Genomic DNA, 21149 nt, shown 5'->3' with positions numbered 1-21149 from the left:
GGACGAACATGGCCAGACATTCCCGTCGTGCGAATAAGTGGTCCCTTCCGCCGCTGTTTCTCGCGGGAGCCCTGCTTGGCGCCAGCGGTTGCTCGGAGCCCCAGGCCGACAACCCGGCGTCGCAGGAGCCCCACGCCCAGCTCCAGTCCGCGGAGGAACAGCCCGGCACGGTCGAGGACCTGGGCAAGCTTCCCTTCGTCGAGCCCGAGGCCGCCACCGACGTCTTCCTGCAGAAGCTCAAGGAGCCGACCGCGCTCGGTGAGAACTTCGCGCTGCACGTGAAGCTGCCCGAGCCGGCCAACCCGGAGCTCAAGGACAGTCTGGTGCGGGTGATCGGCGAGCAGGAGCGCCCGCTGATGCTGTTCAGCTCGGACGCGCTCGCGGAGCTCGGTGAGATTCCCAAGAGCCCGGGCCCCGGGTTCTTCACCCTCCTCACCCAGCATGACTCCGCCGAGCTGAAGCGCCGCGTCGACAACGAGCAGATGCTCGCCTCCGGCAAGATGGGCGAGGTCACCGAGCAGAGCGTCATCTTCCAGGGACGCACGCCCGTGGGCATCACCAAGGGAATTTCCCTGAACGTGCCCATCCTCGACACGGGCGTCCCTGTACCGGTCAGGATCTGTCCGTCCATTCCGGCCTCCACCATGCAGAAGTGGGGCGAGTCGGTGTTCATCACCTCGCCGGCGGTCGTCAAGAATCCCGCGCGCACGTGGGATCCCTGCACCGGCGCGGGCACCCAGGGGGGCGTGTGGACCTTCGCCCACCTCATGCGTGAGATGGCGCAGGGCTCGGGGATGACGCCCGAGGCCTTCGTGCTCGACTGGCTGAAGCTCTGGGTCAACAACCAGACTGTCAACGGCGATGTCGTGGCCGCGCGCACCGCCATGTTCGCCCAGGTCATCAAGCCCTGGGCCACGGCCAGCGGTGTGTCCGCGGTCATGACGTACAACACCTCCACGGGGCGCAACGACGTCACCCTCAGCGGCCCGCTCAACCTCAACATCGCGCCCTTCCGCCTGCTGGCGATCGTCAACCGCCTGGATCTCGGCGGGACCACGCGCGGCCCGAGCATGTACGGTGGCTCGACCGGCAGCATCCCCACGGACGCGGGAGAGCTGCGCTTCATCTTCGGCGTGGTCCAGCCCAACCCCTGGGGTGCTGGTGGCTCCGAGGCGACGTGCGGCGCCAAGAACTTCACCGTCATCTTCGAGTACGGCGTGCCCATCACTGGCTGCGCCAACGTGGCCGCGTGGGCACGTGAGTGGACGAAGCTCAACACCTATGGCGGCTTCAGCGCCAGCTACCTGACGCAGCTCCAGACGCTGACCCAGAACGTCGTCCTGTATGGCAAGGCGCCGACGAAGGGCAACCGCAACGCCCTCAATCAGCTCCGCACCAACGAGAACGCGCTCAACTCGCGCTGGTGGGAGTTCCGCGAGTTCCGGCTGAGCATCGAGAACCCGAGCCTCGGGACCGACACGCCCGCCAGCGGTCCGCTGCGAATGCACACGGTTGCCCAGACTCCGAACGATACGGCCTTCGGCAGCGGCAACTCCATCACCGACCAGTACGCGATGGACAAGGTGCTCCTGGGGACTCCGGCCAGCACCTCGAACCCCAACAACTGCTCCTCGAGCTACACCGTTCCCTACTCCTACGCGGGAGTCCCCTTCCGCGGCGGCAACTCGCTCATGGCCCCCAACTACTGGTGGGTCAACCTCAACAACCCCTCCAACCCCCGGGAGATCTGCTCGCGCCACCAGTTCTCGCTCAACACCTGTCAGGGTTGCCACAGGAGCGACACCGGCACGGGCTTCACCCATATCTACCCGCTGGCGGGTGTTCCGGCTCCGCTGTCGGGCTTCCTGACGGGCGGTGGCCCCGGCTCCACGTTCAACGTCGTGGATCCCCAGCTGGGCTCGCCGACCTGGCGGTATGCGGACCTCGAGCAGCGCTTCAAGCGGCTGTATGACATCGCCTACTGCGTCCAGTGCACCCGGACTCCCATCTTCGACACGACCCTCCCCGACAAGCTGGGGTCGCTCACCGGGCGCCTGCCCATCGATCCGGTCGGTCCCATCAAGACGCAGTTCGAGATCGGGCCGATTCATGACATCGGCCAGGTGAAGCAGCTTCTGGAGGTGCGGTCCTCGCTGGTGAAGGGCTTCGAGGACCAGCCGGTGGACTTCATCCGGCGCATGGACAGCACCGGACACTGAACAGGGGGTTCACCCGGGGCGGGCGCCTTCCGTTCGAGGGCGCCCGCCCTGGTGTGGTTGTCCCGGCGCTGGATTACTTCCAGGTGTCGTTGAGCGTCGCGGTGCCGGTGGCGGGAGTCGTGGCGGAGCGGTTGGTGCCGCTCTCCCAGGTGACGTTCCCGCTGCCGTCCTTCTTGATGTACTTGTACTCGAAGGCCGTGGAGCCGGGCAGGCTCAGCGTCACGCTCCACGTGGGGTAGTTGGTGGGCGAGAGCTGGATGGCGGAGGCGGTGTTCCAGCCCCCCAGCGCGGCGATGCTGCCCACGACGTAGACGCTCTGGCCGACCACGGTGCTGGCCGTCTCGTTGAAGGTGACGGTGGCGCCGGAGGTGGCGGTGGTGACGCTCAGCGCCGTGCTCTGCGCGGAGACGTTGCCCGCGTTGTCACGGGCCCGCACCGTGTAGCTGTAGGTGGCGCCGGTGCTCAGGCCGGTGTCGGTGTAGCTGGCCGTGGTGGGCGAGGCCACCCGCGAGCCATTGCGGTACACGTCATACCCGGCGATGCCGCTGGCGTCCGTGGAGGCCGTCCACGCGAGCGACACGGAGGTGGACGTCTTGGAGGACACCGTGAGGCCCGAGGGGATGCTCGGCGCGGTGGTATCGGTGGGAGGAGGGCCCGCGGTGATGGTGCCAGCGTTGAAGGTGGAGGTGCCCGTGGGGAAGAAGTAGTTGTTGCCGTTGTTGCTGTCCCAGGTGCCGCTGCCGTTGTTGAAGACGCCTTCCAACTGCGTGGCCGCGCCCAGGTTGACGGTGTACTTCGCGTAGCCCGCGATCTCCGAGTCGGGCATGGGGAAGCCCGGCGGACTCGTCCACGTGCCGCCCGCGGGGCGGAAGTGGATGTAGGGCGTGGTGAAACCCTTCTTGTAATAGACGGTGGCGGTGTTGCCCGCGCCGGTGGTGGCGCTCAGGGAGGTGCTGGACGCCGAGGTGTTTCCCGCCGCGTCCCTGGCCCTCACGGCGTAGCTGTACGTGGTGCTCGGAGACAGGCCGGTGTCCGTGTAGCTCGTGCCCGTGACGGAGGCCACCGGCGAGCCATTGCGGTACACGTCATAACCCGCGACGCCGTAGTTGTCGGTGGAGGCCGTCCAGACCAACGCCACGGAGGAGCTCGTCGTGCCCGAGGCCGTCAGGCCGGTGGGCGTGGAGGGCGCGGTGGTGTCCGGCGCCAGGGTGGTGACGGAGATCGCGGCGCTGGCCGACGAGAGGTTGCCCGCCGCGTCGCGCGCCTTCACCGTATAGCTGTAGGCCGTGCTCGCGGTCAGCCCGCTGTCCGTGTAGCTCGTCCCGGTGCTCGTGCCGGTCTGCGTGCCATTGCGGAAGATGTCGTAGCCCGTCACCGCCACGTTGTCCGAGGACGCGCTCCACGTGAGCTTCACCGAGCGATCCGTCTTCGTGGCCACCGCCAGCCCCGTGGGGACCGAGGGCGGGGTGGTGTCCACCACCAGGAACGGATGCGTGCCCTGCACCGTGCCGTTGATGTCCTCGACGTACTTGCCGCCGACCAGGTTGTACCGGCCCGCGCCGACGTAGACGGATTGGATCTCGCTCCGGGTGACGTTGCCCCGGCTGTCGGTGGCCTCGATGTAGTAGTCGAGCAGCTGGTCGCGGTAGTTGCCCAGGTAGACGTAATACAGGTCGCCAATCTCCTGCGCGGGCACCTTCGCCATGACGGGCAGGTAGGCGGGCTGCCACGCGACACCGTTGATGACGGGCTTCAGGTCACGCCGGGTGAGCGGATGGTCCACCCAGGCACCCACGCGCGCGGTGTCGATGTTGGGCACGCCGGCCGCCTTCAGCGCGGCGGGATCATAGACCTTGTGCGTGTTGTCCAGCGGGTCGATGCTCTTGTTGGCGTGAACGCGGACGCGGGCCTTGATGCTGGTGATGCCGCTCACGTCATACGCATAGGTATAGATGCCGAAGGTGTTGTTGAAGTGGTGGAGCGTCCAGCCCTCGGACTTGTCGGTGTTGGCGCTGCCGGGGTTGTAGGGCCAGCGCTGCGGCCACCAGACGGACGGGCCGGTGCGGTCCTGGGCGATGCGGTCCTGCACGTAGGGCTTGGAGAAGTAGAGCGACTGGTTGAAGGCGAGCGTCGGCTTGACGTTGTCGTCCTGGTTCTCGTCGTAGTAGCCGAAGCCCGAGTCCATGGCCGGCAGCAGGAAGTACCAGGCCAGCTCCGCCGGGTTGGCGCCGCCCGCCCAGTCGTTGCTCGCGTCACCCTTGACGGGGAAGGACATCATCCATGGGTTGAGCTGGTTGCCCGCGTGGGTCACCTGGCTGTCCAGCGTGGTGGTGGGCTTCCAGTGGTTGGGGTGGGCGTCGAGCCAGATCTGCTCGGCCGTCTTCGCGTAGTTGAGCGAGGCCTGGAGCAGGGCGAAGTTGCGCTCCAGGTAGTGCCAGCCGTGCTCGAAGGAGACCGTCATGCCCTCCTGCACGCCGCTCAGGTTCGTCTTGGGCGCCAGGTTGAGGCCGGTGGCGGAGTTGAAGGCGGGGAACTGCCCCTTCCAGATGCCGAAGGGCAGCTTCCAGTGGTGCCACTGCGGATCCGACGAGGAGTCGCGCGTGTCCACCCACGAGCCGTCCTGCACGTGCACCACGTCCGTGGAGACGGGCGTGTTCGTGCGCAGGTACTCGGTGATGCCCAGGCACTGCACGCCCGCGGTGCAGGTGACGCTGCGGCCGTTGTACCAGGTGTTGGCGGAGCCCGCGCGTCCGCCCGAGTTGTCACCATCGTGCGCGATGACGAAGAACTGCTTCTGCGCGACGAGCCCCTCGAAGCTCCTGAGGTTGACGACGTCGACGGTGGCCTCGCCCTCCCAACCCTCGAGCCACGAGCCGTTCTGGTTGACGGGGATGCCCACCACGCGCGACTCGGCGCCCGTGGCCGGGTCCACGTAGCGCACCCAGTGCGGGGTGGAGGCGAAGGGGTACTTGTTGCGGATGACCTGCTGCTCGTGCGCCATCTGCGCGCTCACCCAGCTTCCCACGTTGCTGGTGTTCTGCAGGTCCGCGCGGTTGGGCGGCGACACCAGCGTGTCCGAGCCCGGATCATTCAGGAACGGGTAGTCCTTGAGCGTGCGCGAGAAGTGGTTGTCACCGATGACCGACCACTGGATGCCCAGCTTCGCCAGCGTGGGGATGAGGCGCTCGGAGAAGCCCAGCTCCGTGGGGAAGAAGCCCTTGGAGGACTGGAAGTTGCTCCCCAGGAAGTAGGGCTGCGCCAGCGTGGCGCTCTGGTAGATGAGATCCTTGAGGAAGTAGTCCGGACCCACCAGCGGCCCCATGGAGTGGTGGCCGGTGAAGTGGATGAGATCCAACGTCCGGTTGCCCCCAGGCGTGCGCAGGGTGTTGTAGCGATCCCTCCAGGGCGCTCCCCAGTTGGTGTTGGTGTAGCCGGGGACGTTCTGCAACGCATTGAGGTCGTTGACGTTGTTCACCACCGCCCCGGACATGGTGACGTGGACCTGTCCGGTGGAGGCGTTGGTGTTCATGTCCACCGCGACGTCGGGCGGCCAGTACAGGTACGCACCCGTCTTCGCGTCGTGCGAGTAGTAGGTGACCAGATCGTCGTGCGGCATCGGCGCGCCCGACGGCAGGTAATAGGTGTAGTTCGACGGCGGGTTCTTCTTCAGGTTGATGACCTGCGCGTCGTACATGTAGCGGATGGCGCCACCCACTGGCGTCGACGCGTATTTGCTCACGTCGTAGTACGGCCAGAAGTTGGGCATGTGGTTGTGATAGACGTGCGACGCGGCGATCTGCGCTTGCGCGGGTCCGGCCAGCAGCAGCGCCGCCACCGCGGGCAACAGCAACGGCTTCAATCGGTGCATGGGGGGCTCCTAGGGGTAATGCGCCGACTCAATTAGTGCGCCTGATGCGGGACGTCACTTTTTCCTGGGTTTTCTGTTTATGGTGCGATGCGTCGTGCGAGCGAGGAGGAACCGATGAGATGGATGGGTGTGGTGCTGCTGCTCTCGGTGGTGGCGTGCTCGGAGAAGAAGGAGGACACCGCGCGCGATAAGGCCGCGGCGGCCCTGGCGAGCAAGGACGAGCAGTGCCCCGGCGGGACGGTGAAGGGGTGCTTCGACGCCGCCCTCGAGGCCGATCGCAAGGGGGACTCCGCTCGCGCGGCCGAGCTGCACACGCGGGCGTGTGACGCGGGCGTGGCCCAGGCATGCAACTTCCTGGGCTCCATGGTGTGGCAGGGTCGCGGCGTGAGCGCGAATCCGGCTCGCGCCTATATGCTCTACATGCGCGCGTGTGATGGCGGCGATGCGGCGGGGTGCTTCAGCGCCGCCATCTGCCACCGGACCGGCACGTGCGCCGAGAAGAACGACGCCGAGGCCACCGCGCTCCTCAAGCGCTCCTGCCAGGGCGGCGACGCCCGGGCCTGCGCCAACGGCGGCCGCTGAGGCCTGCTCCGGCGGGGGTTGAGCTCGGGGCTTGCAATACCCTCACCCTGACCCTCTCCCAGAGGGAGAGGGGTGAGTAGGGGCGGGATTTCCACGATGCCTCGGGAGTGTGGCTTCGTGGACACTCCACACTACGGCGTGGGCGTGGCCGTCTGGGCCGGCTCGGCGGCCTTGGCGGCCTCGGCCTCTTCCCGGGCCTTCATGAGCGCTTCCCGCTCACGCCGGTTCTTCGCTTCCTCCTCGGACAGCTTCTTGAGCGAGGCCAGGCCCTTCTCGAAGTCCTTCCCGACCATCCCGTCCATGTCCATGAACAGGGAGAAGGCCTTGCCCATGAAGTTGTTGTTCCCCTCCATGGCCCACGTCATCTGGGTGCCCTCGGGCACGGTCTTGAACGTGAAGGTCGTCACGTTGGAGGCCGGCCAGGGCTCGAGGAAGTCCAGCTGGATGCGGATGCTGTCGTAGGGTTGGGCCTCCAGGTTGGTCATCTTCCCCTTGCCGACCTGATCGTTGCCGCTCCACGTGTAGATGGCGCCGGGCCCCGCGTAGGCTCCATCGAAGGTCACCTGCATCTTCGGATCGAGCGCGTCCCACGGCGACCAGAAGCGCCACTTGTGGAAGTCGTTCACCGCTCCAAAGGGAATCTCCACGGGGGAGGCCATGGTGATCGACCGCTCGACGCGGAACGTGGACGGTCGCGACGCCACCAGGGCGCCAAGGCCCACGATGAGGACCGCGAGCGCGAGGACAACCTTCTTCAGCATTGCTTCTCCTTCGGGGGGGGTGAAACGGGAGGGGTGGCTCAGCACTCGATGATGTTGACCGCGAGACCGCCGCGCGCGGTCTCCTTGTACTTGGTCATCATGTCCGCGCCCGTCTGGCGCATCGTCGCGATGACCTTGTCGAGCGACACCTTGTGCTTGCCGTCGCCCTGGAGCGCGAGCCGCGCGGCGTTGATGGCCTTGATGGAGCCCATGGCGTTGCGCTCGATGCATGGCACCTGCACGAGCCCGCCAATGGGGTCGCACGTGAGCCCCAGGTTGTGCTCCATGCCGATCTCCGCCGCGTTCTCCACCTGCTCCGGGGTGCCGCCCATGACCTCGGCGAGCGCCGCCGCCGCCATCGAGCAGGCCACACCCACCTCGCCCTGGCAGCCCACCTCGGCGCCGGAGATGGAGGCGTTGAGCTTGTAGAGCATGCCGATGGCACCCGCGGTGAGCAGGAACCGGATGGCGCCCTCGTCGTCCGCGTTGGGCACGAAGCGCCGGTAGTAGTGCAGCACCGCGGGCACGATGCCGGCCGCGCCGTTGGTGGGCGCCGTCACCACTCGCCCGCCGGCCGCGTTCTCCTCGTTGACCGCCAGCGCGTAGAGGTTCACCCAGTCCATCGCCACCAGCGGATCCGACGCGCCCCGCGTGTCGCCCCGGAGCTTGCGGTAGATGCCCGCCGCGCGCCGCTTCACCTTGAGGCCGCCCGGGAGGATGCCCTCGCGCTCGCAGCCGCGCTTCACGCACGCCTGCATGACCTCCCAGATGCGCAGCAGGCCCGCCCTCACGGTGGCCTCCGGCCGCAGCGCCTTCTCGTTCTCCAGCATCAGCGTGCTGATGCTCAACCCGTGCTGCTGGCAGAGCGCCAGCAGCTCCGCGCCCGTCTTGAAGGGGTAGGGGATGCGCTGGTCGCCTCCTCCCACCGCGTGCGTCGGGGTGCCGTCGTCGTTCACCACGAAGCCGCCGCCCACCGAGTAGTAGGCGCGGGCGAAGGGCTCGCTCTTCCCGGCGAGGACCGCGGTGAAGCGCATGCCGTTCGGGTGGTGCGGCAGGCTCTGCCGCTTGTGGAAGACGATGTCCTCGGAGGGCTTGAACTTCACGGTGTGCTGACCGAGCAGCTTCAACTTCGCCGTCTCGCTCACCCCGGAGATGCGGGCGGGCACGGCGTCACAGTCGACCTCCTCGGGGCGCTCTCCCTCCAGCCCGAGGATGACGGCGACGTCACTGCCGTGTCCCTTGCCGGTGTGCCCGAGCGAGCCGAAGAGCTCCACCTTCACGGACTGGACGGAGGTGAGTCCCTCCGTGCCCGCGAGGGCCTCCACGAACTGCCGCGCCGCACGCATCGGTCCTACGGTATGCGAGCTCGATGGCCCGATCCCAATGGTGAACATGTCCAGGACACTGAGTGACACGAACCGCCTCCCGCCCAAGGGCTGGCGAACCTATACCCCAAGCGGGTTCGGCGTGCTGAGGAGGCCCCCCGGTGCGAGGGGCTTCCTTCCAGCCAGGGCGCGGGTGTCTTGTCAGAACCTCGACGGTGGCGCTCGATACATGAGGGTCAAACGAGTTCGGGATTCTTCGGGACTCTAGTGACCCGAGGCCGCCGAGGCGGCGAACTCGTCCGACATGATCGGCCCGAAGTGCGGCAGCTTCCAACGGTCACCGCCGTCTGGCTGCTTGCCCTTCTCCCGGGCGAACCGGCCCAGGCCGATACCGATGAGGGACAGCACCCCCAGGGCAACGGTCCCCCGGGCTGCTTCGCGGAGCAGTCGGGGCCAGAGCGCGCGGACTCCGAAGAAGCCCACGGGGAGGACGTACACCGGAACTGCGGCCAGGCCGGCGAGGAGGAGCCAGCGCCGCTTGTCGGAAGCGTCAGAAAGAGAGGTCAGGTCCATGGCTGCCCTGAAGGGTGAGGGCGCCCGAGGCTGGCGGAAAGTGCCCCCGGGGTCTGGTTGGATGGATACCCGACGAACGAACGGGCATCCCAGGGGCTCTCCGCGCCGCCGTCTCCTCAGTGGCCGCCCTCGTTCCCGCGCCAGGTCTCGCGGCGCTGGTTCTGGAGGCGCGCGCGTGCGAGCGCGTCGTCCACCTTGCCGGGCATTTCCGAGAGGCGGGTGCGGTGCATCTGGATGCTCAGCTCGTACAGGCCCCGCTCCTGTTCACTGAGCTGCGCGCCGTACTCCTGGAGCACCATGCTCGCGAACGCGATGTAGTCCTCCGATACCTGGCGCCGGTGGTCGTAGTACTGGTGGATCTCCTCCTCGGTGGCCGTGTTCGACTGCACCTTGCCGAAGAGCGTGTTCCAGCGCTGTGTTTCCTCGGCGCGCTTGCGCAGCACCTCCGGGTCCTTCGTCGGCGCGCCGAGCTCCCAATAGAGGTTCCCGGGCAGCCGCTCCCGCAGCTTCTCCAGATCCACCGGGTGCTGGGTGGGCGTGGCGTCGGAGGGCGGCGCCTCGGAGACCAGGCCCGGGGTGACGCCCGCATCGGTCACGGTGGCGACGCCCGGCGGCGCGACGGAGGGCCCTGGTGGCGGGAGCCCCGGTGACGGCGAGTCCCTTCCGGGCGCCGCGACCTTCTCCTCGCGCCCGGACATGTCCTCCGGAGCGTCCTCACCGCGCAGCAGCGTGACGAGCAGCACGGCCACCAGCGCGGCCGCGGCCAACGCGGCGAGCCATGACAGCGCCTTCGACCGGGTATTCGCGCCCATGCCGGACGACATACCCGTCCCCCCACCGGCTCCGCAACCCGTGAGCTTTGAATTCCGAGTCATGCCAGGAGATGCTGTATTTTCACGGATTGTGTTATTATCCCGTATCCTACCCCAAACCACCCCCCCAGGGAGGCAGCGAAATGAAAAGCTATGTGTTGATGGGTCTTCTGGCCGCGACGGCGGCACCGGGCGCGGCGCGCGCCGAGGTGCTGGTCTCCGGCATCGTCGATGTGCTGGTGGACGGCGGCAACAACTACAGCTGGGAGAAGGTGTCGCTGCCGGGCACGCAGTGTGGAAATGGCTCTCAGTACAAGTTCTTCGTCCACCGGAGCGGGACCGGTTCGAAGAACCTGCTGTTCTTCTTCGAGGGTGGCGGCGCGTGCTGGGACTACGACACCTGTAGCGGGCGCGCGGGCGTCCTGGGCGCGGCCAACCCCAATGGCATCACCGACGACTACATGACGCAGTTCACGGCGAAGTACGTCTCGCCGATCGTGAACGGCGCCGATCCGGGACTTCCCTTCCGCAGCCGCAAGGACATCGCGACGAAGGACTGGAACATCGTCTACATGCCCTACTGCACGGGCGACGTGCACGTGGGCAACAACACCGTCACCTATACGGACACGACGGGACAGCAGCCGCCGCTCGTCTGGCACCACGCCGGCTACAAGAACTCGATCGCCGCCATCAACTACGCGAAGCAGCAGTTCCCCAGCGTCGAGAAGCTGCTGGTCACCGGCTTCAGCGCCGGCGGCACCGCCACCTCGGCCGGCTATTACTTCGTGCGCCGCGGCATCAATCCGGCGCGCGGCTACTTCCTGAACGACTCGGGCCCCATCTACCTGGCGCCCAACGTCAATGACCGCTCGCGCCCGCTGCACGACAAGATCCGCCAGTCGTGGGCGCTGGACTCGGTGTTCAACCAGCTGCCGGCCTCCTTCGACCGCAACAACATGGGCACCATCAACCGCATGCTGGCGATGGAGTTCCCGAACGACCAGCTGGCCTACACGGCCTATTCGCGCGACTACAACTACTCGCGCTTCTCCTACGAGCGCTTCTACACGCCCAATGACAAGGAGACGGTGCTCAGCTACTGGAAGCAGGATCAGGACAAGCTGGTCGCCGAGCTGAACCTCTACAACAACTACAGCTACTTCATCCCGCACGAGCGGGCGATCAACGCCAGCCACTGCAGCACGATCATCACCTTCGTCGGCGCGCACGCCTGCCAGAAGATGGAGAAGAAGTACTGGTACGAGTACGTCTCGGAGCCGTGGCAGAGCTACGCGTGCCACAGCGAGTTCGTGCCGATGGACGTCTTCCTGCAGCGCTTCATCAACGAGAACAAGCGCATCCGCATCTACGAGCCGGCCAACGGCTACAACGCCGAGGATCCCGGCATGGGCATCCTCGCGCCGCTCATCAACGGCGCCCTCGAGGGCTGAGTCCGGCTGACGCTGGCCCGGCACGTGGCGGAGGGCCGCCCTGCCCCCGGACATGAGGTCGGCCGCCTTTCCGGCGGCTGACCGCTCGGGTGCACCGGGTTGCCCTCCGCGCGTGCCGTCCCCAAGGGTACGGGGACGAGGTGGGCCATGAAGGTCATCGTCTTCGGTGCGACGGGTGGAACGGGTCGGGCCACGGTGCGCGAGCTCCTGGAGGGCGGTCACGAGGTGACGGCGTTCTCACGGCACGCCGACCAGCTCGGGCTCCCGTCGGAGCGGTTGCACCTCGTCTCGGGAGACGTCCTGCGCACCGAGGACGTGGAGCGCGCCGTGTCCGGGCAGGACGCGGTGGTGGTGGCGCTCGGGGTGAATGACAACCCGCTGAAGGTGCGGTTGCTCCATCGCTCGCGCACGCCCACCCACGTCTGCTCCGGCGGCACCCGCAACATCATCCAGGCGATGCACCATCAGAAGGTGCGCAAGCTCGTCGTGGTGTCGGCCTACGGGGTAGGGGAGACGCGCGACAAGCTGCCCTGGTTCTTCAAGCTGGCCTACCGGCTGCTGCTCAAGGAGCAGATCGTCGACAAGGAGCGCCAGGAGCAGCTCGTACGCAACAGCGATCTCGATTGGATCCTCGTCCAGCCGGTGGGGCTCACCAACGAGCTGCCTCGGGAAGACGTGTTGGCCTCTCCCACGGGCGAGGTGCGGCATCACACCGTTCCCCGCCGCAACGTGGGCCGCTTCCTGGCCTCGCTGGTTCCGGGGAACCAGTTCCTCCACCGGTCGGTCGCATTGTCGGGCTGAGGCCTACCGCCCGTAGCCGCCGCTCCGCACGTCGACGAGCTTGCCGTTCTCGAACACCGCCACCTGGATGAGCCGGTTGGGGCCGAAGTTGTACGTCCACTCCTCGATGGTCTTCTGGACGACCTGCTCGGTGGTGGTGGAGTCGGAGTCGTTCTTCCCGCCCCGCCGTTGCTTCACCGCGTCGGACTCGGTGCGGCTCTCCTTCGCCGCCGGCTCGCCACACTTCAAGAGGACGTCGGTCTTGGAAGCTCCGTCCGCGACGAGGTTGTTGCCGCAGCGCAGCGTGGCCGCGTCACCGCGGGCGGGAAGGAGGAGGAACGAGAGGGTCAGGGTCGCCAGCAGGGCTCGCATCGGACGTGCTCCGGGAAGGTCGGGCGGTGGATGAACCCGGCGCATGACGTCGGGGGCGCGAGGAAAATTCACTACCCCCCAGCACCATCACCTGTGCGACGGTGCGCCGCCATGACGACACGACCCTTTCGCATCCTGGGACTCCAACAGGTGGCCATCGGCGGGCCCGACAAGGCGCCCCTGCGCAAGCTCTGGGTGGACGTGCTGGGCCTCGAGCCCCACGGCACCTACCGCAGCGAGCGTGAGAACGTGGACGAGGACATCATCGTCGCTGGCGTCGGACCGTTCCGCGTGGAGGTGGACCTGATGCAGCCGGTGGACCCGAACGGGAAACCGCGCGTGCACGACCCCGCGCTCAACCACCTGGGACTCTGGGTGGATGACCTGCGCGCCGCGGTGGGCTGGCTCGAGGGGCAGGGCGTGCGCTTCGCTCCCGGCGGCATCCGCAAGGGCGCCGCCGGCTTCGACGTGACGTTCATCCACCCCAAGGGCAACGAGCAGTTCCCCATCGGGGGCGAGGGCGTGCTCATCGAGCTGGTGCAGGCCCCTCCCGAGGTCATCTCCGCCTTCGACACGCTGGCGAAGGCGTCGGCCGCTCACAAGCCGTAGGCCTCCAGCAGCCGGAGCCACACCTCGCTCACCGAGGGGAACGCCGGAACCGCGTGCCAGAGGGTGTCGAGCGTCACCTCGCCGGCCACCGCGATGGTGGCCGAGTGCAGCAGCTCCCCCACCTCGGGGCCCACGAAGGTGGCTCCGAGGATGACGCGCCGCTTCTCGTCCACCACCAGCTTCACCGCGCCGTCGTAGCCCTGGCCCAGCAGCGACGTGCCCGCCACCGAGTCCAGGCCCACCTGCACCGCGCGCACCGGGAGGCCTCGCTTGCGGGCCTCGTCCTCGGTGAGCCCCACCGCGGCCACCTGCGGGTGCGTGAAGATGATCTGCGGGGTGGCCCGCTGGTCCGCCCACGCCTCCACCTGCTTGCCCAGGATGTGGTCTCCCAGCAGCCGGGCCTGGTACTTGCCCATGTGCGTGAGGAGGTTGCGCCCGTTCACGTCTCCGCACGCGTACAGCCAGCCGCCGTCCACCCCCCTGGCGCGCAGCTGCCCGTCCACCTCCACCGGCTTGCCCGGCGTGAGTCCCACCGTCTCCAGTCCCACGTCCCGTGTGGCCACCTCCCGGCCCAGCGCCACCAGCAGCTCGTCCGCGCGCAGCGTGTCCCCCGTGTCGAGCGTCACCGTCACCTCGCCCTTGCCGCTCGCGCGGTGGACGCGCGTGGCCTGGGCTTTCGTGCGCACCGTCACGCCGCTCTCGCGCAGGGCCTTCTCCACCTGCTCGCGGGCGAAGGGCTCCAGGCGATTGAGGAGGTGCGGGCCTCGCTGCACCAGCGTCACCTGCTCGGCTCCCAGCTCACGCCACGCCTGGGCCAGCTCCACGGCCACCGCGCCGCCTCCCAGCACCGCCAGCCGCCGTGGAACGGATTTCGCTCCGGTGCCCTCTCGGTTCGTCCACGGGTGGGCATCGCGCAGCCCGGGGATGTCCGGTATCCGCGCCCGGCTGCCCGTGGCCAGCACCACCGCCCGGCGTGCCGTCAGCTCGCGCGTGCTCCCGTCTCGCAGTGTCACCGCCACCTTGCGCGGACCCGAGAGCCGGCCGTGCCCTCGCACCACCTCCAGCTTCACGTCTCGGGCCCACTTCTCCTGAGAGCTGTCGTCGTAGCCGAGGACCATCTCGTCCCGGTGCGCGAGCACCTTCGCGGCGTCGAGCGGCCCCTTCACCGCCTCGCGGACACCGGGCGAGTGCCTCGCCATCCAGTGCACCTCCGAAGGCCGCAGCAGCGCCTTGCTGGGGATGCAGGCCCAGAAGGAGCACTCACCGCCGAGCCGCTCCGTCTCCACCAGGGCCGTCGACAGTCCTCCCGCGGCCGTCCTTCCCGCGGCGTTCTCTCCGGCCGGGCCTCCGCCGATGATCACTACGTCGAATGCGTCCGCCATGTGCCCTCTCCGTGGTTTGGTTGCTCGAAAGCCAAGGAGTAGGGGCGAACGGGCGGCGGCACCATGCGTCTCGCGGCGGAGTGTTCATCCACCCGACGGCACTTCGTCCGGGCTGTTTCCGTCCGGTGCTGGACGGTTCAGGGAGATGCGTCCGGAGAATGCGCGGAGTCCGACGACGTTCAAGCGGGTGAGCGTCACCCGGCCCGGCGGGTCCGAGGTCCTACGGCTTCGAGTGGCTATGCCGGGACGGGGCGGCGGGGAGCCTTCACACGTCGGGGAGGCTCGGTTTGGCGGCCGCGTCCCTGCTTCGACCACACGTCGAGCATCAAGGAGACCACCAGCCCCACGATGGGCCAGAGCGTCCATTGCCCGTCGAACCAGTGCTGCACTGCCGAGTACCAGAGCAGCGTGGTAGGCAGGAAGATGAAGCCGAGGATCGGCCAGAGCAACGTGTCGAACATGCCGTGGAACCAGTCGGTGAAGAACCACAGCACGAGCATCACCAGTCGCGGGACGGCAAGCGCGAAGAGTGCAAACAGCACGGGCATGTTCGCCTCCAGTGGGGTTGCGAGGAGCCGCCAGGGGCCGGGGCCTGTCTGGCGGAACCGGGAAGCGGGACGTATGTCTCACCTACAAGCTGGGGAAGAGCCCTGGAGCCCGCCAGGCGTCGGCGGGGATTGGAGGACTGACGCCCCGTCGCCAGACAGGCCTCCCAGTCGCTCCAACAGGTAAGGACGATGTCCCTCGCGCCGCTCGCCTCACTGGCGGCCTCGCGTTTCCATTGCCACGTTTGCCTTGCAGAAGCCTTGGTGCAGGCGGGGGGTGTGCGATGAGCAGGGACGCCAGTCAGGGGGGCGGGTACCCACTCTCACCCCCGAGCGGTGGCGAGGACTTCGAGGAGGAGGGCTTGGAGGACTCCATGGATGCCTCCTTCGAATCCTTCATGAGGGAGGTTGCCCAGGCTCCCATGCCGCTGCAGTTGCCCAGGCCTGGCGAATGGCTGGGCGGCAAGGATGGCCACCGGTTCGAGATCCTCGAGAGGATTGGCATCGGGGGGATGGGGCAGGTCTTCCGTGCCCGGGACCATGAGCTGCAACGTGTGGTGGCGCTCAAGTTCCTGCTGCCCCGAGAGGAGCTGGCCGATCTGGCGTTGCTGGAGGCGAGGGCCATTGCCCGGCTGGATCACGAGCACATCGTCCGCATCTTCGACGTGAGCGAATGGACGCCCGTGCACCGGGGACAGCGCATCCCCTTTCTCATCATGGAGTACCTGGAGGGGGAGTCGCTGGCCGCGTTGATGCGGCGGGGCAAGGTGGAGCCGAAGCGCGCGCTGGAGGTGCTGGAGGGCATCCTCTCGGGCCTGGCCCACGCCCACGCCCACCACCTCATCCACCGCGACCTCAAGCCGAGCAACGTCTTCCTCACCGAGCAGGGCACGGTGAAGCTGCTCGACTTCGGCCTGGCGCACCTCACCGCGGCGGGTGGCCCTTCTCAAGCCCTGCGCCTGCCCACCGCGGGCACGCCCGCCTATATGGCTCCCGAGCAATGGCGAGGCGGCCCTCAGGATGCGCGCACCGACCTCTGGACCACGAGCGTGGTGCTCTACGAGATGCTGACGGGCGAGCTGCCCTGGCCGTACGTCACCCTCGAGCAGCTGCGCAACCGGGTGGTGTCGGACGAGCCCGCCCCCCTGCTGCACATGCGCCATCCAGAGCTGCCAGTGGAGCTGGAGGCCTTCCTGAGCACGGGGCTGGCCAAGGATCCGGAGAAGCGCTTCCAGTCGGCGCGGGAGATGGCGGAGGAGCTGCGGGAGCTGCGGCTCCGGCTCGGTTTCGTGCACGAGGCGCCAAGGGCCCGGGTGCCTCGGCGCCGGCAGGTGACCCTGGTGTGCTGTCTGCTCACGGGCAGCACCGGGCTCAACGGGCCGCTCGACCCCGAGACGATCAGCACGCTGGAGACGGCCTTCCACCGCAAGTGCGTGGACGTCATCCGGCGGCATGGTGGCTCCATCAACCTGTACCTGGGACGCCAGGTGCTCGCCTCCTACGGCAGCACCCAGGTGCGGGAGGACGACGCGGACTGTGCGGTCCGCTCTGCCCTGGTGCTGGCCCGTATGATCCCAAAGGCCCTGAGGCAGGCCCTCCCCCAGCTCGCTTCGAGCTCGTTGACAGTGAAGGTGGGGCTCCACACGGACCTGATGGTGTTGGGCGAGCACTCGCCGGACCCTCGGGGGCGGGCGGTGGCCATCCAGGGCGAAGCCCCGCAGGTGGCGGAATGGCTCGCGAGGCAGGCCGGGCCGGGAGAGGTAATCGTCAGTGGCACCACCTGGCGGTTGGTGCGCGGGAGCTTCGAGATGGAGTCGCGGGGGCCGCGCTCCTTCGAGGGGCTGGCCGGAACGACGAGCCGGAGACCTGGCGCGTGGTGCGCGAGCGCGCGGCCCTGTCCCGCTTCAGCCGGGCGCTCATCGCCCAGGCGCTCACTCCCCTGGTGGGCCGGGATGACGAGCTGCGGCGGTTGAGGGGCTTCTGGGAGGCGGCTCGCGCCGGTCAGGGAGCGTGTGTGCTGCTCACCGGAGAGGCCGGCATCGGCAAGTCCCGCCTCCTCCAGGAACTGGTCGCGCGGATACCTCCGAAGACCTCCTTCCAGATGCCATCCCAGTGCTGGCCACGCTACAGCGTCGGCGCGCTCCATCCGGGCTTCGAGGTCTTCATGCACCACCTCCTCCATGTCTCCCCGGAAAGCAGTCCGAAGACCCAGCTGTGGGAGCTGGAGATGCGGCTGACGTCGTTCGGCATGAGCCCGGAGCACGTGCAGGCCATCGGCCTCTTCCTCAATCTGCCCGTGGCCGACGATGCCGTGGTGCGCCAGCTCACGCCCGAGCGGCGCAAGGAGCTGATCTTCGAGGCGCTGGCGACCATGCTTCGGCTGCTGGCGATGGAGCGCCCGGTGCTCGTCACCGTCGAGGACATGCACTGGGCCGACTCCTTCCGGATGGAGCTGTTTGGTTACCTCCTCGAGCACATCGGGCAGTCGCGAATCCTCCTCGTCCTCACCGCCCGGCCCGAGTTCCAGCCGCCCTGGCCTCCACGGCCCTGGTTCCACCGGCTGGTGCTCGATCGGCTGGGCCCCGCTCTCGCCGGGGTCCTGGTGAAGGCGGCCAGCAACAAACCCCTGCAGGCGGAGCTGGTCCGCGAGCTGGCGAACAGGTCGGATGGCATTCCGCTCTTCATCGAGGAGCTGGTGCGGATGCTGCTGGAGCGGGGTGGAGAGGCGAAGCTGCCGAGCACCCTTCCGGTCACCCTGCACGAGTTGCTGCTGGCGCGATTGGATCTGCTCCCGACGCGCCAGCGGGCGCTGGTCCGATTGTGCTCGGTGGTGGGGCGTGACTTCTCCCTCTCCCTGCTCCTGGCGCTCACGCGCAGTGAGGAGGCCCCACTCAAGCGGGAGCTTGCCGGACTGCTCCAGGGCGGGCTATTCCAGGAGCGGCGGGACGGGTCGAAGCCCGGAGGGCCCGTGTACCTCTTCCGCCATGCGCTCCTGCAAGACGCGGCCTATGCGTCCCTGTCCTGGCGCGAGCGGCGGCACTACCACCGGCGCATCGCACGGGTCCTGCGGGAGCACTTCGCCCGTGAAATGGAGGCACGTCCCGAGGTGCTCGCGCACCACCTCACGGGGGCGGGCCATTCCGAGCAGGCCATCTCGTGGTGGCTCCGCGCCGGGCAGCTCGCCCAGACGCGCTCCGCCACCAAGGAGGCGGTGGAGCATCTCACCCAGTCGCTGACGCTGCTGCGGGGCCTGCCCGACGCCAGCCAGCGGACCGCCGAGGAACTGCGGATCCTCCTGGCCCTGGGCCTGCCCCTCTCCCTGCGGCACGGCTACGGCTCGCCCGAGGCGGAGCGGGTCTACGATCGGGCGTGGGCGCTCCTCGAGCAACTCGGTGATTCGCTCCCCTCACAAGAGCTGCCCTACGGGGGCTGGTTCGCCTGGCACTACGCTCGGGCGGAGCTCTCCCGGTGCCAGGCGCTGAGCGAGCGGCTGGTCCGCCTGGGCGAGCTCCACTCCATTCCGGATCTGCTCCTGCAGGGCAACCGGATGATGGCCTACTACTTCGTCGCCAGGGGCAGGCCCCGCCTCGCCTTGGAGTGCGCGGAGCGCGCGGTGGCCTTGTGCTCGCGGGCCGGCCACGAGCGCTCCTACCTCGAGACGGAGCTGCAATATACCGACCCGCGCGTCACCGCCCTGAGCTATGCGCCCGTGGTCTGCTCCCTGGTGGGACGGCCAGAGCGGGCCCGGCGGTATAGCCAGCAGGCCGTGGAGCTGGCGCAGCGCCTCGGCCATCCCCACACGCTCGCCCATGCCCTGACGTACACGGCGGTGGCCTGCGGGATACGTCGGGAGGCCAGGAGCGTCCTGGAATGGACGGAGCGTGCCATCTCCATCTCCAGCGAGCGCAGCTACGAGCTGTGGCGGGTGTGGTCATCCGACCTCCAGGGCTGGGCGCTCGCCGAGGTGGGACGGCCCCAGGAGGGCCTGGAGCTGCTCCAGCGTGAGCTCCAGCGCTGGCGGGGCTTCGGCCTCCGCATCGGTATCAGCTACCACCAATGCCTGCTCGCGGAGATCCACCTGAAGCTGGGCCAGAACGGGCAGGGGCTGTTGGCGCTGGAGGAGGCGCGGGCCTGGATGAGGAAGACGGGCGAGCGCTTCTACGAGGCCGAGCTGCATCGCCTGCGGGGCGAGCACCTGAAGGCACGCGGGAGAGCGCACGAGGCGCGGTATTGCTTCTTCCGGGCCCTGGCGGTGGCCCGCCAGCAGGATGCGGGCCTGTTCGAGGTGCGTGCGGCGGTGGGCCTCGCCCGCCTGCTGCTGGAGGAGGGAATGCCGGAGAAGGCCCGACACCTGCTGGGCTGGAGCGGCTCCGCGACCGGTACGATCCGCGCCAGGAGGCCCCCGACTTCGAGGACGCGAGGCTGCTGCTGGCGCGGCTCGCGGAGGGGGCGGGGATGGGCCATCCGGCCGACGTCTAGCTACCGAGCGAAGGGCCACCACTGGCGCCGGGTGAGCGCCTGGGCCGTGCCGAGACCGGCGGCGAGCGCCGCCAGCCGCAAGGTGACCTGCACCAGGTTGCTGGTGCCCGCAGTGTAGTCCAATTCGGCGAACCCCAACACGGCGCGGAAGGCCAGCACGCCGGGGACGAGCGGGATGAAGCCGGGAATGGTGAAGATGCTGATGGGCATGCGCAGGAAGTACGCGATGAGCTCGGACGTCAGGGCGATGCCGAACCCGGCGAAGAACATGGCGGCCTCGTGGGGCACGCTGGGGAAGAGCAGCAGCAGGCCGTTGCGCGTGGCGAGGCCCACGGCGCCCGTCAAGCCGCCCCACACCAGCGCGCGGCGGGGGACGTCGAAGAGCACGGCGAAACCGAGGGCGGCGGCGAAGCCCAGCAGGGTGGCGGCCCACAAGGAGGGCGGTGTCCGGGTGGTGAGCGCCAGGTGGGGGGCGGAGACGAGCAGTGCCAGGAACAGGCCGCCTCCGATGGTGCCGAGAATGAGCACGGCGGAGGTGGCCCGCACGATGCCGGGGAGAATGTCCCCGCGGAACAGGTCGGCGATGGAGCTGACCATGAGGACGCCGGGCACCAGGAGCAACACCGAGGCGGCCACGGCGAGGCCAGGCCCCGGGAGGCCCAGCAATCGCGAGCCCAGCAGCGCCAGGCCGGCGGACATCGCGGCGACCAGGAAGGTCATCGCCAGGCGGCCGACATGGTGGCGGACCAGCACCTCGCGGATGGCCTGTCCCACGCCAGCGGCGGCTCCCGCCACCAGGGCCTCGAGCGCGTGGCCTCCGAAGAGGAGCGCGAAGGCCGCGCAGGCGGCTCCCACCGAGAAGAGGGTGGTGAAGAGCCCATAGAGGCGGGGTTGGCTGGCGATGCGCTCCAACTCCGTGCGGAGCTGGGCCCGGGTGAACGCCCCGGAGCTCGCGCGCTCCGCGAGCTGGAGGATGGCGGCCACGCGATTGAGGTCGATGCCGGTCTTCACCACGCGCACGACCCGGGTGCGGTGCTGAGCCTGGGCGAGGGCGGAGGCGACGATGCCCGTGGGGGTGGCGTACACGTCCATCCGCTCGGCGCCGAGCGCGAGGCCGAAACGGACGATGGCATCCTCCACCCGGGAGGCATTGGCGCCGCTCTCCACCATGACCTGCCCGGCTCGGAGCGCCACCCCGAGCACCTCCCCGAGCTCCAGGTGGCCGAGCCGAGGCTGCTCCGCCCGGGGCGCTGGCTCCCGAGGGGCCCGGGGTGGAGGACGTGGGGCCCGACCTCGGAAGAAGCGGGGAGGGAGGTGGAGCAGGGAAAGCATGGGGGCGGGTTCCGGGAAGAAAGAGGGCGACGCACCTCGCACGCTGTTGTCGCCAC

The 21149-nt window shown here is 68.5% G+C and carries 16 protein-coding genes; 7 read left to right on the top strand and 9 right to left on the bottom strand.

Annotation, left to right across the window (positions count from 1 at the left end; genetic code table 11):
* Positions 1–8 precede the first annotated feature (8 nt).
* Positions 9–2219 carry a hypothetical protein gene (locus NR810_RS25420; RefSeq protein ID WP_257456062.1) on the top strand — a complete coding sequence of 737 codons (2211 nt, stop codon included), beginning with the start codon at positions 9–11 and terminating at the stop codon, positions 2217–2219.
* A 73-nt stretch (positions 2220–2292) separates the two neighbouring features.
* Here NR810_RS25420 and NR810_RS25415 read toward each other — a convergent pair whose 3' ends face one another.
* On the bottom strand, positions 2293–6087 hold the full coding sequence (locus tag NR810_RS25415; protein WP_257456061.1) for a carbohydrate binding domain-containing protein: 3795 nt from the start codon (positions 6085–6087) through the stop codon (positions 2293–2295).
* A 114-nt stretch (positions 6088–6201) separates the two neighbouring features.
* On the opposite strand from NR810_RS25415, the gene NR810_RS25410 reads away from it, so the two are divergent.
* The gene (locus NR810_RS25410; RefSeq protein WP_257456057.1) at positions 6202–6669 is read left to right on the top strand and encodes a tetratricopeptide repeat protein; all 468 of its coding nucleotides are present in this window, start codon (positions 6202–6204) and stop codon (positions 6667–6669) included.
* A gap of 131 nt (positions 6670–6800) precedes the next feature.
* Here NR810_RS25410 and NR810_RS25405 read toward each other — a convergent pair whose 3' ends face one another.
* The 4 genes from NR810_RS25405 to NR810_RS25390 form a co-directional block, all read right to left on the bottom strand.
* The gene (locus tag NR810_RS25405) at positions 6801–7430 is read right to left on the bottom strand and encodes an SRPBCC family protein (protein WP_257456056.1); all 630 of its coding nucleotides are present in this window, start codon (positions 7428–7430) and stop codon (positions 6801–6803) included.
* 38 nt (positions 7431–7468) lie between these two features.
* Entirely contained in the window at positions 7469–8824 is a 1356-nt protein-coding gene (locus NR810_RS25400; protein ID WP_257456283.1) for an L-serine ammonia-lyase, read from the bottom strand.
* Between the two features lie 195 nt (positions 8825–9019).
* Positions 9020–9328: a hypothetical protein gene (locus NR810_RS25395; protein ID WP_257456054.1), complete on the bottom strand. Its 309-nt coding sequence runs from the start codon at positions 9326–9328 to the stop codon at positions 9020–9022.
* A gap of 116 nt (positions 9329–9444) precedes the next feature.
* Positions 9445–10152 carry a hypothetical protein gene (locus tag NR810_RS25390; protein WP_257456052.1) on the bottom strand — a complete coding sequence of 236 codons (708 nt, stop codon included), beginning with the start codon at positions 10150–10152 and terminating at the stop codon, positions 9445–9447.
* 131 nt (positions 10153–10283) lie between these two features.
* On the opposite strand from NR810_RS25390, the gene NR810_RS25385 reads away from it, so the two are divergent.
* Positions 10284–11594 (top strand): pectinacetylesterase family protein, encoded by a 1311-nt coding sequence (locus NR810_RS25385; protein ID WP_257456051.1) that lies wholly within the window; start codon positions 10284–10286, stop codon positions 11592–11594.
* Between the two features lie 147 nt (positions 11595–11741).
* Positions 11742–12395, top strand: a complete 654-nt coding sequence (locus tag NR810_RS25380) for an NAD(P)-dependent oxidoreductase (protein WP_257456050.1) — start codon at positions 11742–11744, stop codon at positions 12393–12395.
* 3 nt (positions 12396–12398) lie between these two features.
* Here NR810_RS25380 and NR810_RS25375 read toward each other — a convergent pair whose 3' ends face one another.
* Entirely contained in the window at positions 12399–12746 is a 348-nt protein-coding gene (locus NR810_RS25375) for a DUF2845 domain-containing protein (RefSeq protein WP_257456048.1), read from the bottom strand.
* A 111-nt stretch (positions 12747–12857) separates the two neighbouring features.
* Here NR810_RS25375 and NR810_RS25370 point away from each other — a divergent pair, with 111 nt between their 5' ends.
* The gene (locus NR810_RS25370) at positions 12858–13355 is read left to right on the top strand and encodes a VOC family protein (RefSeq protein WP_257456046.1); all 498 of its coding nucleotides are present in this window, start codon (positions 12858–12860) and stop codon (positions 13353–13355) included.
* On the opposite strand, the gene NR810_RS25365 is transcribed toward NR810_RS25370, so the two are convergent.
* Together NR810_RS25365 and NR810_RS25360 are read right to left on the bottom strand one after the other, a co-directional pair.
* The gene (locus NR810_RS25365; protein WP_257456044.1) at positions 13343–14737 is read right to left on the bottom strand and encodes a dihydrolipoyl dehydrogenase family protein; all 1395 of its coding nucleotides are present in this window, start codon (positions 14735–14737) and stop codon (positions 13343–13345) included. The genes NR810_RS25370 and NR810_RS25365 overlap by 13 nt on opposite strands.
* A 236-nt stretch (positions 14738–14973) precedes the next feature.
* Complete coding sequence (locus NR810_RS25360; protein WP_257456042.1) at positions 14974–15285, bottom strand: hypothetical protein; 312 nt, start codon at positions 15283–15285, stop codon at positions 14974–14976.
* 371 nt (positions 15286–15656) lie between these two features.
* On the opposite strand from NR810_RS25360, the gene NR810_RS25355 reads away from it, so the two are divergent.
* Both NR810_RS25355 and NR810_RS25350 read left to right on the top strand, forming a co-directional pair.
* Complete coding sequence (locus tag NR810_RS25355; RefSeq protein WP_257456040.1) at positions 15657–17255, top strand: protein kinase domain-containing protein; 1599 nt, start codon at positions 15657–15659, stop codon at positions 17253–17255.
* Positions 17156–19879 carry an AAA family ATPase gene (locus NR810_RS25350; RefSeq protein ID WP_257456036.1) on the top strand — a complete coding sequence of 908 codons (2724 nt, stop codon included), beginning with the start codon at positions 17156–17158 and terminating at the stop codon, positions 19877–19879. Before NR810_RS25355 ends, NR810_RS25350 begins: the two co-directional genes overlap by 100 nt.
* Here the strand turns inward: NR810_RS25350 and NR810_RS25345 are convergent.
* Entirely contained in the window at positions 19762–20955 is a 1194-nt protein-coding gene (locus NR810_RS25345) for a threonine/serine exporter family protein (protein ID WP_257456035.1), read from the bottom strand. The genes NR810_RS25350 and NR810_RS25345 overlap by 118 nt on opposite strands.
* Between the last annotated feature and the right edge of the window lie 194 nt (positions 20956–21149).

The sequence above is a fragment of the Archangium lipolyticum genome, from assembly GCF_024623785.1.
GTDB lineage: Bacteria > Myxococcota > Myxococcia > Myxococcales > Myxococcaceae > Archangium > Archangium lipolyticum.
This window is presented reverse-complemented; position numbering and strand designations above follow the sequence as displayed.